This is a genomic window from Streptomyces sp. NBC_01306 (genome assembly GCF_026340465.1).
Classification (GTDB): domain Bacteria; phylum Actinomycetota; class Actinomycetes; order Streptomycetales; family Streptomycetaceae; genus Streptomyces.
In genome coordinates this window covers 3842035-3857181 of record NZ_JAPEPC010000001.1, presented here as the reverse complement: position 1 = coordinate 3857181, position 15147 = coordinate 3842035, and the positions used below count along the sequence as shown (strand labels likewise).

At 69.9% G+C, this 15147-nt stretch carries 16 protein-coding genes; 8 read left to right on the top strand and 8 right to left on the bottom strand.

Going from position 1 to position 15147, the window contains the following annotated elements; translation table 11 throughout:
- Positions 1-93: 93 nt before the first annotated feature.
- From pstC to pstB, 3 genes are read left to right on the top strand one after another with little or no spacing between them, the layout of a single operon-like run.
- Entirely contained in the window at positions 94-1089 is a 996-nt protein-coding gene (pstC, locus tag OG385_RS16860) for a phosphate ABC transporter permease subunit PstC (RefSeq protein WP_266855462.1), read from the top strand.
- The gene (gene pstA / locus OG385_RS16855; protein WP_266855461.1) at positions 1086-2165 is read left to right on the top strand and encodes a phosphate ABC transporter permease PstA; all 1080 of its coding nucleotides are present in this window, start codon (positions 1086-1088) and stop codon (positions 2163-2165) included. The genes pstC and pstA overlap by 4 nt, the downstream gene beginning before the upstream one ends.
- A gap of 24 nt (positions 2166-2189) precedes the next feature.
- Positions 2190-2966 (top strand): phosphate ABC transporter ATP-binding protein PstB, encoded by a 777-nt coding sequence (pstB, locus tag OG385_RS16850; RefSeq protein WP_266855460.1) that lies wholly within the window; start codon positions 2190-2192, stop codon positions 2964-2966.
- A 121-nt stretch (positions 2967-3087) separates the two neighbouring features.
- On the opposite strand, the gene OG385_RS16845 is transcribed toward pstB, so the two are convergent.
- Together OG385_RS16845 and OG385_RS16840 are read right to left on the bottom strand one after the other, a co-directional pair.
- Complete coding sequence (locus OG385_RS16845) at positions 3088-4083, bottom strand: inorganic phosphate transporter (RefSeq protein ID WP_266855459.1); 996 nt, start codon at positions 4081-4083, stop codon at positions 3088-3090.
- A gap of 5 nt (positions 4084-4088) precedes the next feature.
- Positions 4089-4709, bottom strand: a complete 621-nt coding sequence (locus tag OG385_RS16840) for a DUF47 domain-containing protein (protein WP_164266361.1) — start codon at positions 4707-4709, stop codon at positions 4089-4091.
- A gap of 223 nt (positions 4710-4932) precedes the next feature.
- On the opposite strand from OG385_RS16840, the gene OG385_RS16835 reads away from it, so the two are divergent.
- On the top strand, positions 4933-5280 hold the full coding sequence (locus OG385_RS16835) for a metal-sensitive transcriptional regulator (RefSeq protein WP_266855458.1): 348 nt from the start codon (positions 4933-4935) through the stop codon (positions 5278-5280).
- Between the two features lie 247 nt (positions 5281-5527).
- Here OG385_RS16835 and OG385_RS16830 read toward each other — a convergent pair whose 3' ends face one another.
- Positions 5528-5740, bottom strand: a complete 213-nt coding sequence (locus tag OG385_RS16830; RefSeq protein WP_266855457.1) for a hypothetical protein — start codon at positions 5738-5740, stop codon at positions 5528-5530.
- 131 nt (positions 5741-5871) lie between these two features.
- Complete coding sequence (locus tag OG385_RS16825) at positions 5872-6693, bottom strand: hypothetical protein (RefSeq protein WP_266855456.1); 822 nt, start codon at positions 6691-6693, stop codon at positions 5872-5874.
- 100 nt (positions 6694-6793) lie between these two features.
- Between OG385_RS16825 and OG385_RS16820 the strand changes: the two genes are divergently transcribed.
- The 3 genes from OG385_RS16820 to OG385_RS16810 all read left to right on the top strand — a co-directional run bounded on the left by OG385_RS16820 (position 6794) and on the right by OG385_RS16810 (position 9903).
- Positions 6794-6958 (top strand): hypothetical protein, encoded by a 165-nt coding sequence (locus OG385_RS16820; protein WP_266855455.1) that lies wholly within the window; start codon positions 6794-6796, stop codon positions 6956-6958.
- Positions 6959-7075: 117 nt separating this feature from the next.
- On the top strand, positions 7076-8683 hold the full coding sequence (locus OG385_RS16815) for an FAD-binding oxidoreductase (RefSeq protein WP_266855454.1): 1608 nt from the start codon (positions 7076-7078) through the stop codon (positions 8681-8683).
- Between the two features lie 311 nt (positions 8684-8994).
- Positions 8995-9903, top strand: a complete 909-nt coding sequence (locus OG385_RS16810; RefSeq protein WP_266855453.1) for a YihY/virulence factor BrkB family protein — start codon at positions 8995-8997, stop codon at positions 9901-9903.
- A gap of 71 nt (positions 9904-9974) precedes the next feature.
- Here the strand turns inward: OG385_RS16810 and OG385_RS16805 are convergent, their stop codons facing one another.
- The 4 genes from OG385_RS16805 to OG385_RS16790 form a co-directional block, all read right to left on the bottom strand.
- Positions 9975-10679 carry a phosphatase PAP2 family protein gene (locus OG385_RS16805; RefSeq protein WP_266855452.1) on the bottom strand — a complete coding sequence of 235 codons (705 nt, stop codon included), beginning with the start codon at positions 10677-10679 and terminating at the stop codon, positions 9975-9977.
- 239 nt (positions 10680-10918) lie between these two features.
- The gene (locus OG385_RS16800; RefSeq protein ID WP_266855451.1) at positions 10919-11923 is read right to left on the bottom strand and encodes a bifunctional lytic transglycosylase/C40 family peptidase; all 1005 of its coding nucleotides are present in this window, start codon (positions 11921-11923) and stop codon (positions 10919-10921) included.
- A 41-nt stretch (positions 11924-11964) separates the two neighbouring features.
- A complete protein-coding gene (locus OG385_RS16795) occupies positions 11965-12927 on the bottom strand; it encodes a serine/threonine-protein kinase (RefSeq protein ID WP_266855450.1) in 963 nt (320 codons plus the stop codon).
- Positions 12928-13037: 110 nt separating this feature from the next.
- Entirely contained in the window at positions 13038-14267 is a 1230-nt protein-coding gene (locus OG385_RS16790) for a hypothetical protein (RefSeq protein WP_266855449.1), read from the bottom strand.
- 461 nt (positions 14268-14728) lie between these two features.
- Between OG385_RS16790 and OG385_RS16785 the strand changes: the two genes are divergently transcribed.
- On the top strand, positions 14729-15037 hold the full coding sequence (locus OG385_RS16785) for a hypothetical protein (RefSeq protein ID WP_164265700.1): 309 nt from the start codon (positions 14729-14731) through the stop codon (positions 15035-15037).
- The last annotated feature ends 110 nt before the right edge of the window (positions 15038-15147 follow it).

Here is a 15147-nt window from a genome sequence, read left to right as displayed (position 1 = left end):
CGGAGCGCTCCTCCGGGCCGGTCACCGCCCCCCCATCCGGTGCACCGCCGCCAGGGGAGCCACAGCTCCCCCACACAGACCGGAAAGACCACCATGGCTACCACCGCACAGATAGACACCCCTCCACCGGAAACCCCCCTCCACACCCCGTCGGGCCCGTCCACCGGCCGGCTGGGCGACCGGGTCTTCCTCGGCCTCTCCAGAGGCTCGGGCGTCCTGCTCCTCGTGGTGATGGCAGCGATCGCGGGGTTCCTCACCTACCGCGCCTCCATCGCCATCTCGAAGGACCAGGGCAACTTCTTCACGACGTTCGACTGGCTGCCCTCGCAGACACCGCCGGTCTTCGGCATCGCGGTCCTGCTCGTCGGCACCGTCATCAGCTCGGTCATCGCGATGGTCATCGCGGTCCCCGTCGCCGTCGGCATCGCGCTCTTCATCTCGCACTACGCGCCGCGCAGGCTGGCCACCACACTCGCGTACGTGGTGGACCTGCTGGCCGCGGTGCCCAGCATCATCTACGGCATCTGGGGCGCCCTGATCCTGGTGCCCTACCTCGGCGGCCTCAACGTCTGGCTCGACCAGTACTTCGGCTGGACGTACATCTTCGACCAGACGCAGCCCGGCGTCTCGCGGAACATGCTGACCGTCGGCATCCTGCTGGCGATCATGATCCTGCCGATCGTGACCAGCGTCAGCCGGGAGGTCTTCCTCCAGGTCCCGCGGATGAACGAGGAAGCCGCGCTCGCCCTCGGCGCCACCCGCTGGGAGGTCATCCGGCTCTCCGTACTGCCCTTCGGACGCTCGGGTGTCATCTCGGCCTCCATGCTGGGCCTGGGCCGGGCGCTCGGCGAGACGATGGCCGTCGCCACGGTCCTCTCGCCCAGCTATGTGATTTCGCTGCACCTGCTCGACCCGGGCGGCGGCACCTTCGCCCAGAACATCGCGGCGAAGTTCGACGAGGCCAACCCGCTGGGGCGTGACGCCCTGATCGCGTCCGGCCTGGTCCTCTTCGTCCTCACCCTGCTCGTGAACGGCGCGGCCCGGCTGATCATCGCCCGCCGCAAGGAGTACTCGGGGGCCAACGCATGAGCGACACAGCCGTAGAGACCGGGCAGGAGCAGACGCCGCGCGTGCACGCGGCTCCGAGCCTCAGCGCCCGCAGCCTCCCCCGCTGGGCGCCGGCCGGCTTCGCCGCCGCCGCGATCGTGATCGGCGTGGGCACCGGCACCGCCGCCGGCCTCAGCAGCAAGGTCCAGTGGGGCCTGATCGCCGTCGTCGCCTTCCTCGCGCTCTCCTACGTCACGACCGCGCTGGTCGAGAACAAGCGCCAGGCCAAGGACCGCTTCGCGACCAGCATCATCTGGGTCTGCTTCATCCTGGCCGTCATCCCGCTGCTCTCGCTGCTCTGGACGACCGTCGGCCACGGGGTCAAGGACCTCAGCGTCAACTTCCTCACCCACTCGATGGTCGGCGTCCTCTCGTCCGACCAGGGCGGCGGCGTCTACCACGCGCTGGTCGGCACCGTGGAGCAGGTCGGCATCGCCACGGTGATCGCCGTCCCCATCGGCCTGCTGACGGCCGTCTATCTGGTGGAGTACGGCAAGGGCGCGCTGGCCAGGGCCGTGACGTTCTTCGTGGACGTCATGACCGGCATCCCGTCCATCGTCGCCGGCCTGTTCATCCTGTCGATCATGCTGATGACCGACACCGCGCCCTCGGGCCTGATGGGCTCGCTCGCGCTGACGATCCTGATGATGCCGGTCGTGGTCCGCTCCACCGAGGAGATGCTCAAGCTCGTCCCGAACGAGCTGCGCGAAGCGGCGCTGGCCCTCGGCGTACCGAAGTGGCGCATGATCCTCAAGGTCGTCCTGCCGACCGCGATCGGCGGTATCACCACCGGTGTGATGCTGGCCATCGCGCGCATCGCCGGGGAGACCGCGCCGATCATGCTGCTGGTGTTCGGCAGCCAGATGATCAACACCAACCCCTTCAAGGACGGCCAGTCCTCCCTGCCGTACTACATCTTCGAGCAGTACAAGCTCGGCGAGCCGCCCGCGATCGACCGGGCCTGGGCAGCGGCACTGGTGCTGATCGCCTTCGTCATGATCCTGAACCTCGTCGCCCGCGGCATAGCCCGCTGGAAGGCCCCGAAGACCGGCCGCTGAGGCCGAGAGAAGAAGCTGATTTTCATGGCCAAGCGAATCGACATCAGCGGCCTGACCGCCTACTACAGCTCCCACAAGGCCATCGAGGACATCTCGATGACCGTGGAACCCCGCTCGGTGACCGCCTTCATCGGCCCGTCCGGCTGCGGCAAGTCGACCTTCCTGCGCACCCTCAACCGGATGCACGAGGTCACCCCGGGCGGCCGCGTCGAGGGCAAGGTGATGCTGGACGACGAGAACCTGTACGGGAGCCACGTCGACCCCGTCGCCGTACGCCGTACGGTCGGCATGGTCTTCCAGCGCCCGAACCCCTTCCCGACCATGTCGATCTTCGACAACGTCGCGGCGGGCCTGCGCCTCAACGGCTCGTACCGCAAGAGCGAGCTGACCGACATCGTCGAGAAGTCGCTCCGGGGCGCCAACCTCTGGAACGAGGTCAAGGACCGCCTCAACAAGCCGGGCTCCGGGCTCTCCGGCGGCCAGCAGCAGCGGCTCTGCATCGCCCGCGCCATCGCGGTCGAACCGCAGGTCCTGCTGATGGACGAGCCGTGCTCGGCGCTCGACCCGATCTCCACCCTCGCCATCGAGGACCTGGTGGGCGAGCTGAAGGAACGCTTCACGATCGTCATCGTGACGCACAACATGCAGCAGGCGGCGCGCGTCTCGGACCGCACGGCCTTCTTCAACCTCTCGGCGGTGGGCAAGCCGGGCCGGCTCATCGAGATCGACGAGACCGAACGGATCTTCTCGAACCCGTCAGTCCAGGCGACCGAGGACTACATCTCGGGCCGCTTCGGATAGACGCCACGGCTTGCGGTGCTGCATGGCGGTGCCACCGCAAGGCAGAAAAAAGGGCCCGCCCCCCGTGGATTCCGGGGGGCGGGCCCACTTCGTACGGCCGCCCGGGCGAGTGCGCCGGCGGTCAGAACAGCAGCAGGACGACCCAGTAGCTGAGGGCAGCGACGACCGCGGCGGCCGGCATGGTGATGAACCAGCCGAGGACGATGTTCTTGGCCACGCCCCAGCGCACCGCGCGCGGGCGCTTGGTCGCTCCCACACCCATGATCGCCGAGGTGATGACGTGCGTGGTCGAGATCGGCGCCTGGAAGAGGTACGACGAGCCGAACATGATCGCGGCACCGGTGGTCTCCGCCGCGAAGCCCTGCGGCGGGTCCAACTCGATGATCTTGCGGCCGAGGGTCCGCATGATGCGCCAGCCGCCCGCGTACGTACCGAGCGAGAGCATCAGCGCGCAGACGAGCTTGACCCAGACGGGGATCGCGTCGCTGAAGGTCTCGTGCCCGGAGATGACCAGGGCCATCATGACGACACCCATGGTCTTCTGCGCGTCCTGAAGACCGTGGCCGAGCGCCATGCCCGCGGCGGAGACCGTCTGGGCGATACGGAATCCGCGCTTCGCCTTGTGCGGGTTGGACTTACGGAACAACCACAGGATCGCGACCATCACCAGATAGCCGACCACAAGACCGACGACCGGGGACAGGAACATCGGGATGACGATCTTCTCGACCACCCCGCTCCAGTGCACCATCGTGCCGCCCGCGAGCGCGGCGCCGACCAGTCCGCCGAACAGGGCGTGCGAGGACGAGGACGGCAGCCCGAAGTACCAGGTGATCAGGTTCCAGACGATCGCGCCGACGAGCGCGGAGAAGAGGATGCCCATCCCCTTCTGCCCGGTGGGCGTGGCGATCAGCCCTTCACTGACGGTCTTGGCGACCCCGCTGCCCAGGAAGGCGCCCGCGAGGTTCATCACAGCGGCCATCGCCAGAGCCGCACGCGGCGTCAGCGCCCGGGTGGACACCGAGGTCGCGATGGCATTGGCGGAGTCGTGGAAGCCGTTCGTGTAGGTGAATCCGAGCGCGACAGCAATGGTCACGATCAGAGTGAAGGTGTCCACGAGGTTCAGGACTCCTTGACCGCGATGGTCTCCACCGTGTTGGCCACGTGCTCGAACGCGTCGGCAGCCTCTTCCAGCACATCCACGATCTGCTTGAGCTTCAGGACCTCCATGGCGTCGTACTTGCCATTGAAGAGGTGGGCGAGCAGCTTGCGGTGGATCTGGTCGGCCTGGTTCTCCAGCCGGTTGACCTCGATCCAGTACTCGGTCAGGTTGTTCATCGTCCGCAGGCTCGGCATCGCCTCAGCGGTCAGCACAGCTGCCCTGGCCAGCACCTCGATCTGCTGCTCGACGCCCTTGGGCAGCTCCTCGACCTGGTACAGCACGACGAGGTCGACGGCCTCCTCCATGAAGTCCATGATGTCGTCGAGGCACGAGGCGAGGTTGTAGATGTCCTCGCGGTCGAACGGCGTGATGAAGGAGGAGTTGAGCTGGTGGAAGATCGCGTGAGTCGCGTCGTCCCCCGCGTGCTCCGCTGCCCGCATCCGCTCCGCGATCTCGACCCGGCCGGATGCGTCCGCGCCGAGCAGTTCCATGAGGAGCTTCGAGCCCGTGACGATGTTGTCCGCGGATGCGGCGAACATGTCGTAGAAGCTCGTCTCCCTGGGGGTCAGACGAAAGCGCACGTGGGGTCCTCGGGGCTCTGGATTCGGTCAGGCTGATGCTAGGCGCATCATCCGGCCACGGCTAACCGGCGTTGTTCAGTGTCGCCCATGGGGCACAGTGATCAGCACGGGGCCCGCCCCGATTTTCGGAAGGATCGGTACTATATACCCACGAGGGGTATCAAGAACCTTTCTGGACAGCGAGACACCATCATTCACAACGGTTCCACAACGGGAGGACGCGATGACAACCACCGAGGCGGCCGGCGCGCCCGACCGTACGGGCCAGGAGCCGGGCACCGAGCCCGTCGTGCACGGCTACCACAAGCAGAAGGACGAACACCTCAAGCGGCTGCGCCGGATCGAGGGCCAGATCCGCGGGCTCCAGCGGCTCGTGGACGAGGACGTCTACTGCATCGACATACTCACCCAGGTATCGGCCTCCACCAAGGCCCTGCAGTCCTTCGCGCTCCAGCTCCTGGAGGAGCACCTGCGGCACTGCGTGGCGGACGCGGCGGTCCGCGGCGGTGAGGAGATCGACGCGAAGGTCGAGGAAGCCACCAAGGCGATCGCCCGGCTGCTGCGCACCTGAGCCCCCGCTCCGCCCAGTGGTCGCCGGCTGTGGCCGGTGGTGACTGGTGATGGTCGGCGGTGACTGGTGGTGGTCGGCGGTGGCTGAAAATCGTCGGTCGGTACGGTCAGGGCGGCCGCTGCCCCCGGCTGCGACCGCTGCGACCGCTGCGACCGCTGCGACCGCGGGAGCCAGAGCCGCCGGGCAGTCGGTGCGGCCGGGAGCCCTGCCCCCGGCCACCCTGCGTCCTCCGGTTGCCGCGTCCCGCTCAGCGGTCGCGTTCGCGGTCCCGGCGGGTGCCGGCGCACCCCTCCGGGGGCGCGGTCCGCGCGGGCCGCGCGGTCCTCACCATCAGCACCTCGTCGATACGGGCCTGGCTGAGCCGCTCCTCCAGCGAAGCGGCGGCCGCGATCATCAACTCTCCGCACAGTTCGATCTCGACGAGGGCGATACGGTCCTGGACGGTCAGCACTCCGGCCATGGCCATCACCCCTTTCTGAGCCGACTTCCCAGCGTAGGGAAACGCGTACACGCCGCGCATGGCACGGACGGACCATTTCCCACTGGTTCCTGACGGTTCCTCTCGGCCCCCACGCGACCCCCGCCCGACTCCTACTCGACGCTCCCGGCGTAGATGTCGCCGAGCGGCGGCAGCGTCACCGACACCGGTGCGCCGAAGTCGTAGAGCAGCGTCGTCGACGCCACCTGGACCGTTTGCCCCTTGTTGGCGAAGCTGAACATCTCGCGCACCTTGCGCAGCCGGCCCCGGGCGTCGAAGTAGGCGTCGAAGGGCACACCGGGTCCGGCGAACCCTTTCGCCGCCGCGGCCAGCACCGCCCTGGCCTGCGGCGCCGCGTTCCGGGCGGCCACCGACAGATCGGCAATCCCCTTGTAGTGCCGCACCCGCGTACCGGCCAGCTCCTCCGTACCGGCGTACGCCACCCCGCGCGCCCCGCGCAGCAGCTCGGCCGCGACCAGCGGATCGGTCGCCCCGTTGGTCACCAGGTTCCCGTCGGAGAGTTTCGCCGGCTCGATCCGTACCCACTCACCGGCGGGCACATTGGCGCCCCTGTTCTTCATGTAGACCGCGGCGGGCGTCAGGAGTTCGGTGATCGGCGGATGCTCCTCAGCCCCCGCGGCATCCGGAGGCAGGACGACCCGGAGCCGGCCGCTGCGCCGCCTGAAGTCGAAGCCGCCGGTGCCCCGGATGGTCACCCGCGTCCCGCCGGTCGCCATCGTCATCGCCGTCCTGGCCCGGGAGCTGCCGGCCCCGGCCAGGACGTGCGCGGCCTCCCGCACCGCCTCCGGCCCGCCGTTCCGGTCGTCGGCCGACGCCCCGGTCCCGGCCGTACAGCCACCGGCCCCCACCACCCCCGCCAGAGCGAACGCGGCACCGGCGAGCGCCCTGGCCCTGCCTCTGTACTGCTCCACCATCGCCTGCCAACCCCCAACGCCTGGCCAGTAATCGTCCGCGCCCGCCTCCTTCGCCTAACGACTTCCGTGAACCCTCGTCACGCCCCAGTACCGTGGACGGGTGCGCGACGACGACCCCCTGCGGAACCCCCGGCAGCACACCACCACGACCTCCGAACGCGGCTCCTTCTGCACGGCCCGCTGTGTCTGCGGCTGGACCGGCCCGGCCCGCCGCTCGCGCGAACGCGCCCGTACGGACGCGGCGGAGCACACGGCACAGACCTGAGACACCGTCGGCCCGTCCGCTCCCACCCCGCCCCCACCGCCCGGTGACCGAACGGACGGTCGCGTCATGGAACCCGTACACCCGGGGTACTCGTCTCGTACGCCGGGAGGTTCACTCATGCAACGTCGCACTCTGCTCGCCGCCGTACCCGTCCTGGCCACCGCAGCTGCCTGCCGCAACACGAACAGTTCGGGCAATACGGGCAGTTCAGACCAGAAGCCGCCGGGCTCCACGACCGGTTCCACCACCACCAGGACCACACCCGGCAGCACCCCGCCCGGCACGACCGGCTCCGGCTCCATGCCGCGCGCGGCCGCCGACTGGACCGCACTCGCCCACGGGCTCGACGGCAAACTCATCCGCCCCGGCGACGCCGACTACCCCACGGCCCGTCAGCTCTACAACACCCGGTACGACAGCCTGAAGCCCGCAGCCGTCGCGTACATCGCGGGCGAGGACGACATCCGTGAGTGCCTCGCCTACGCGCGTGCGCACCACATACCCGTCTCGATACGCAACGGCGGCCACTCCTACGCCGGCTGGTCGTCCGGCAACGGCCGCCTCGTCATCGACGTGTCGAAGCTGTCCCATATATCGGCCGACGGCACGATCGGCGCGGGCGCCAAGCTGGTCGACGTGTACGAGACCCTCGGCAGGAGTTCCCGCGCCATCCCCGGCGGCTCCTGCCCCACGGTCGGCATCTCGGGACTCACCCTCGGCGGCGGCCACGGTGTCGCCTCCCGTGCGTACGGCCTGACCTGCGACAGCCTCACCTCCGCCACCCTGATCACGGCCGACGGCAAGCGCCTGACGGCAAGCGCCAAGGAGAACAAGGACCTGTTCTGGGCGCTGCGCGGCGCGGGCAACGGCAACTTCGGCGTCGTCACCTCCATGACCTTCCGTACGCACGCGGCACCGCGGACCGTCTCCGCCTATATGTCCTGGCCCTGGTCGAAGGCGCACGCGGTCATCGACGCCTGGCAGAAGTGGGGCCCCGACCAGGCCGACGAGATCTGGTCGTCGGCACATCTGGAAGCCGCTTCGGGCGGAGGTACCCCGAGCGTCTCCGTCGCGGCGTTCTCGCTGGGCACGTACGGAGACCTCCAGAACGCGGTCGACCGCCTCGCCGACCAGGTGGGCGCCCCGGCCAGTTCCGTATCACTGCGCAGGCGTGGCTACGAGGACGCGATGCTCGTCTACGCGGGCTGCGCGAGCCTCAGCGAGGACCAGTGCCATCTGCCGGGTCCGACGCCCGGCCGCCGGACCGCGGGAACGCTGCGGCGCGAAACGTACGCCGCCGCTTCGGACTTCTACGACCGGATCCTCCCCGCGGACGGCATCGACGCCCTGCTCTCCAGGACCCGGGCCGTCGCCGGTCCGGGCACCACCCAGGGCGCGGGCTCGGTCGCGCTGACCGCGCTCGGCGGTGCGATCAACCGGGTCTCCCCCTCGGCCACCGCGTTCGTGCACCGGCGTTCACGGATGCTGGCCCAGTACATAGCGTCCTGGCAGCCCGGCACCGCGGGCACCACCCAGCAGGCCTGGCTCAAGGACACGCACCGGGCGATGGGCCCGTACGCGTCGGGGGGCGCCTACCAGAACTACATCGACCCGAAGCTGACGGACTGGCGGTCGGCGTACTACGGGGCGGGGGCGCCGAAACTCGCCGGGCTGAAGAAGCAGTACGACCCGCAGCGGCTGTTCGACTTCCCGCAGGCGCTCTGACAGGGGCGCCCCCGGCGCCGGGCCCGCCGTGCTGCGCTGTGCCGTGCTGCGCTGTGCCGTGTTGTGTTGTGTTGTGCTGTGCTGTGCTGTGCCGACTGACCCGGCCACGCCGGATCGGGGTAAACCCCCAGGCCGGGGGCAGGAGTCAGCGGTAGGCACCACTGTCAGCACCAGGATCAACACCGGTACCGGCACCGGACGGCGGAGAGGCATGCATGGGCATGGAGCGACGGGCCGCACCGGAGCCCGGCGAGAGTCCCGCCCTTCCGTGGATCCCCCGCCCCGGCCGCCGCGCACCTGACCCACGCCCGGTGTCCGACGCCTGGTCACGTGGAGGGACGGCGCTGCGCCGCACCCCCGTCTCCCTGTGGAACGACGACGTGTCCGACTGGGCCGCCGCCCTCACCTACTACGCGATCCTCGCGCTGGTCCCCGCGCTCCTGGTCACCATTTCGGTCATCAGCCTCGTCGCCCCCACGACCACCGACGAACTCATCGCCGACGTCACCGCCTGGGCCCCCGCCGAATCCGGCACCGCTCTGCACCAGGCGCTCAGCCATGTCGCGGGCCAGCGCTCCGCCGCTCTGACCGTCCTGATCGGCGGCTCGTTCAGCGCGCTGTGGTCCGCCTCCAGCTACCTCGCGGTCTTCCGGCGCGCCCTGCACTCCATGTACGAGGTCAAGGACGAGCGCCCCGTCCTGCGCAAGGCGCACCGCATCCTGCTGACGGCCGTGGCCCTGCTCGGGCTGCTGGTGGTGAGCGCGCTCGCCCTGGTGCTCAGCGGCTCCCTGGCCGCCTCGCTGGGCCACGCGCTGGGCCTGGGCAACGCGGGAACCGACGTCTGGAACCTGCTCAAATGGCCGGCCCTGCTCTGCTGTGTGGCCCTGCTGGTCCTGCTCCTCTTCCGCTCCGGACCACCCGCGGCCCGGACCTCCCACCGCGGCCTGCCCGGCGGCGTACTCGCGGCGCTGCTCTGGCTCATGGCGTCGGCGGGCTTCACGGCGTACGCGGCGGGGTTCGGCACGTACAGCAGGCTGTACGGATCGCTGGCCGGCGTCGTCGTGTTCCTGGTCTGGCTCTGGCTCTCCAACCTGGCCCTGCTGGCAGGAGCCCAGTTCAACGCGGAACTGACAAGGGATACCCGCGCGCCAAACTCAAGCCCGGCAAACTCAAGCCGGGCAAACTCAAGCCCGGCGAAACCAAGCCCGTCCGGCGATTGAGGACCGGGGCCCGGGGCAGAGCCCCGAAAACCCGCAGCCAACCGGCACCCCGCACCCCGCACCGGAACCTGTCACGCGGCCAGATCGTTCCGCCCCGACTCCGACCGCGCCTCCGGAATCTCCACCGCGGCAGCCGCCACCGTCCGCGTCCGCCGCGACCGCACCAGCATCCACGCCCGCTCGGACCGGGCGACGGCCCGCACCACCGGGGTCAGCAGCGCCATCGCGAACGGCGAGAGCAGCAGCGTCACCGCCGTCCCCAGCGCGAACCCGCCGACCACATCCGTCGGATAGTGCACGCCCATGAAGATCCGGCAGAACCCCTCGGCCAGCGCGAGCCCGATCGCGGCGAGCCCGAACTTCCGGTGCGCCACGAAGAGTCCGGCCCCGACCGCCATCGCGAGCGTCGCGTGATCGCTCACGAACGAGAAGTCAGTCTTGCCCTTCACCAGGACGTCGAGCCCCTGATGCTCGACGAACGGCCGGGCCCGGTGGACGAATCCGCGGATCGGTACGTTCACCAGAACAGCGATCCCGGCGGCCAGCGGCGCCCAGATGATCCCGGCGACGGCCGTCACGGCCGACTCGGTGTCCGGCCGCCTGCGCACGCTCCACCAGCACCCCAGCACCAGCAGCACCACCGCGAGCAGGATCCCGTACTCGCCGATGAACTCCATGGTCCGGTCCGCCCAGCCGGGGGCCGACTTCGCGAGGCCGTTGATGTCGTAGAGCAGCTGGACATCAAGGTTCGACCCATCGTTGGTGAGCCCAGCCATTCGCTGCCCCTTGCCTTTGCCTTCGCTCCACTGCGCGGCGTACGTCCGTGTAAGCCGCTGTACCAACCCCCGCGGTCAGTGCGCACTCTTGTAGGTGTCCCGGACAAGGGAACGCCCGGCACACCCGCGGCGTTCCGCTCTCTACCGAATGATCACCAGGCCGTTATCGAAGAGTGACTCATCGTCGCAGCTCAGAGGGGCCGGAGTCACAGCGAGTTCAAGCCAGGCGACGGACCGTCTCAGGCCTTCGATCCGTTTTTGGGCAGTGCATTTGCGCCATCCTGAGTGACGCGCGTGGCCCCGAAGTAGTCCGGCGAGTCGATCTTGTCGAAGCGGATCACCGACCCGGTGTACGGCGCGTCGATCATGTAACCGCCGCCCACGTACAGCCCCACGTGGTGGATGGCACGGGAGTTGGAGAGGTCGTTCGAGAAGAACACCAGATCCCCCGGCAGCAGCTGATCGCGGGACGGATGCTCCCCGGCGTTGTACTGGTCGTTGGCCACCCGCGGCAGCGTGATCCCGACGCTGTGGTACGCGGCCTGCGTCAGCCCCGAGCAGTCGAACCGCCCGCCCTGACTCGCGGTGCCGGTCCCGCCCCAGAGATACGGAGTACCGAGCTTCTGCTGCGCGTAGTAAATGGCCGCGGCGGCCTGCTGCGACGGAGCCACCCCGTTGACCGGCCTGGCGAAGCTCTTCTCCAGGGTGCGGATGACCTTGACGTAGTTCTGCGTCTCCCGGTACGGCGGGACCCCGCCGTGCTGGATGACGGCGTACGACCCCGCGTTGTACGCGGCGAGCATGTTGTCGCTCTGATCGCCCGGCACGTTCTTCACGTACTTGGCCAGTTCGCAGTCGTACGACGCGGCTGACGGAATCGCGTCGGCCGGATCCCAGATGTCCTTCTTGCCGTCGCCGTTGCCGTCGACACCGTGCGTCGCCCAGGTGCCGGGAATGAACTGGGCCATCCCCTGCGCGTTCGCCGGGCTCTTGGCCGTCGGATCCCAGCCGCTCTCCTGGTACAACTGCGCCGCGAGCAGTGCGGGGTTGAGCGCGGGACAGAGGTTGCCCCACTTCTGCACGGTCGCCTGGTAGGCGGCCGGCACGGCGCCCTTGGCCAGCGCGACGGTGGAACCGGTCCTGTCGATTCCGGCCGCGGCGGAGTACGTTCCGACGACGAGCAGGCCGATGAAGCCCAGACTCGCCCCGAACCCGATCCCACCCATGACCAAGACTTTGCGCATCCCTCAACCCTCCCCCATTCGGCCCCGGTTCACTGCCTACTTCACTCGGAAACCCGAACAGCTGATGCTGGCGTAGTCCGTTGGGGTTGATTTGACGTGATCGGCTCCACCGGCCCGACCGGAACCACCGGATCCACCGGCCCGGAAGGCGCCGCCTCGCCCAGCCCCGCCAGCGCCCCGTAGAACGCGTCGTCCACCAGCGCCGCCCGCACCGAGCAGGCCGCGATGACCTCGGTGAGCGAGGGGCGGGCCGCCGGGTCCTTCGCCACGCAGCGGCCGATCAGCCCGGCCAGCTCCGGCTCGACGCCGCCCAGGTCGATCTCCTCGTGCACCACCCGGTAGCCGATCCCGGCGGGCTGCCCGCCCCCGAACGGCGCCCGCCCGGTCGCCGCGTACGCCATCGTCGAGCCCAGCGCGAAGACATCCGCCGCCGGTCCGACCTGATGCGCCATCAGGACCTCGGGCGCGGCGAAACCGGGGGTCCCGGGCGCGAGCCCCGTCTCGGTGAGCGCCGCGTCCCCCGTGCCGCGGGCGATCCCGAAGTCGATCAGCTGCGGACCCTGCGCGGACAGGATGATGTTCTGCGGCTTGAGATCCCGGTGCGTCACTCCGTACGCATGGACACTCGCCAGCCCCTCGGCGAGCGCGGCGAACACTCCGCGGCAGGTCGCCACCGGGAACGGCCCACGACGGCGTACGGCATGACTGAGCGTCGGGCCCGACACATACTCGGTCGCCAGCCAGTACGGCGGCTCGGCCAGCGAGGCGTCGATCAGGTTCGCGGTGTACGCGCTGCGCACCGCCCGTACGGTCTCGACCTCACGGCGGAAGCGGCCGAGCGCCTCGGGATGGTCGGTGATCTCGTCCCGGATGACCTTGATCGCGACCAGCCGCCCACCGGGCGAACACCCCAGATGGACCTGGCCCATGCCGCCCGCTCCGAGCCTGGCGAGCAGTGCGTGCGCGCCTATCCGCGGCGGGTCGTGAGGTCTGAGTGCGTCCACTGGGCCCACTGTTTCAGCCGACCCGGCGCCAATCAAGGGGCGTTGGACCTCACGGCCGTCACGAACGCCCCGTCACCGCCGCACCCGCACACCGGCAACAGGGCTGCCCGTCACCGGCCGCCCGCGCCGCCCTGCCGCAGCTTCTTGAAGGTGTACGCGCCACCCCGCGCGGCCGGCACAGAGGTGCACCTGACCAGCAACCGCTCACCGCCCGCCCGGCCGGCGCTCCGGCCGGGCCGCCGGTACTCGACCACGTACGTGCCGTGCAGGACGACATGGCTGTCCGGGTCCAGTGAGCAGGTGAGCGTCGTACCGGTCTCGGTGCCCGTCCTGGCGGCGGCGGCCGGCGGGCCGGCCGCGGCCACGTCCTTGGTGGAGCCCGGCTCGGCCCCCGGCGCGGCCACCGGCTCCCGCACCGCCCGGAGCACGATGCCGCTGACCCGCGTACCGCTGCCCGTACCGCCGCCCAGCCGGCCGCCGGGCGCGGGGTGGACGAGGGCGGCGACGAATCCGTCGCCCGGGACCACCGCGGCGAAGTCACCGTCCCAGGACCAGCCGGACTCGACGTCGTACGACAGGTCGGCCGGGCTCATCCGGTCCAGGTCCACCTGGACCGCCGGCCCGGGAGCGGACTCCACCACCGACCCCGGCGCCGACGGGCCGGCGGCGAAGGCCAGGACCACCTGCCCCAGCGGGAAGACGACGTTCTGCCCCTGTCCGGCCAGCGGCAGCGCACAGACCGGCACCGGAGCGCCCCCCTCCGGGGCGGGCTGCGCCAGACCGCACGAGAGCGGTGTCGCGGTGGTGTCCGAGATGGTGACAGCCCCGGGCGTACCCCCGCCGATGACGGTGGAGCGCGCACCCGCACCGACATCGAGGGTCTGCCCCGGCGAGACCCGGGTGAGGTCCACCCCCGCGAGCCGGGCACCGTCCGGGGTATCACCGGGCGTGACGAAGGCGTAGTACTGCTCGGTCCAGGCCAGTTCGGTCCGGGTCGTGTACGTGCTCGTGGAGCTCCACAGGACGGGCAGCCCCCCGGTGCTCTGCTCGCTCTGCACGGCCTTGAACATCAGCAGCCGGTGGCCGGAAGCAGTCAGCTGACGCACCGTCCCGGCAGGCATGTTGACCCGTACTGCGTACCGCACACCGGGAGCGGCGAACCGGTGCGCCGCGCTGCGGGCCGGCCCGGCGTGCGGGACGGGGCGTGCGGGCCGGGCAGGCCGTTCGGACACAGCCCCCTCCGCCCGGCGCAGCAGCGCGGGCACCAGGGCGGCGGCACCCACTACCGCGCCGCCCGCGGAAACCTGCCGGAGAAAGGTGCGCCGGGACTGCTCAGCCATGGGATGTCCTCCGAGTCTCGCGGTGACGAGTGCCGCGGCACCAGGGCCGCCGGACCGGTCAGCGGGGCAGCCCCGCGGGCACCTCAGCACACCCCCGTACGGCACGGTGCGAGGCACACGGCCGGACCGGGACGCCTGCACCCGCACGGCCGAAGAACAGCCCCGGGAGGGAATAGACGGGCCGTCAGCCGTTGTGCCGGGCGCAAACAGGACGGCTCCTCTTCCCCGACAGCCGCATCATTGCCCGGCGTCACCCCCCGTGATACACAGAGTAACCATGCATGTTCGACCGAGCACGAGTCCGCGTCGCAGGTCAGAGCAGCATGTTCGGACAAATGCGCGGGCATGTGCGTAAAGAGAGCCGCCGGGTTACACACGGGGGCTGTTTCATCAGCGAAGATAGGACGTGACCCGTGCACTGGAGCATGGGCACGAACTACCCGATAGGGGCGGTGAGTTACATGAACCTGGCAGCCGACAAGGGCGACATCAGCACCATCATCGGCGGAATCGCCCCCAACTGGGGGCCGTTCGGCAGCCTCGGCAACGAGGCACGGATCATGGTCGAGGTCGTGATGGCGGTCGCCATCCTGCTCTGCCTCGGCATCGCGATCTGGGGTGCGGCCAAGCAGCGTATCGGCGCCACCGCGCTGCGGGACACCTTCAGCGCGGAACAGGGCAAGGGCCTGATCGTCGCCGGGCTCACCGGCGTATTCATCATCGGCTCGCTGGGAACCGTCTTCACCATCGTGTACGGGATGGCCGTCTGACCCCGCATCATCCGTCCCGCACTCCCCGGGCGTGCCCGGCCCACCCAGAGGTTGCGCATCCCTGATGTCGAGTCACCACAGCCCGCCCGCGCGGGAACCAGCACAGTTAC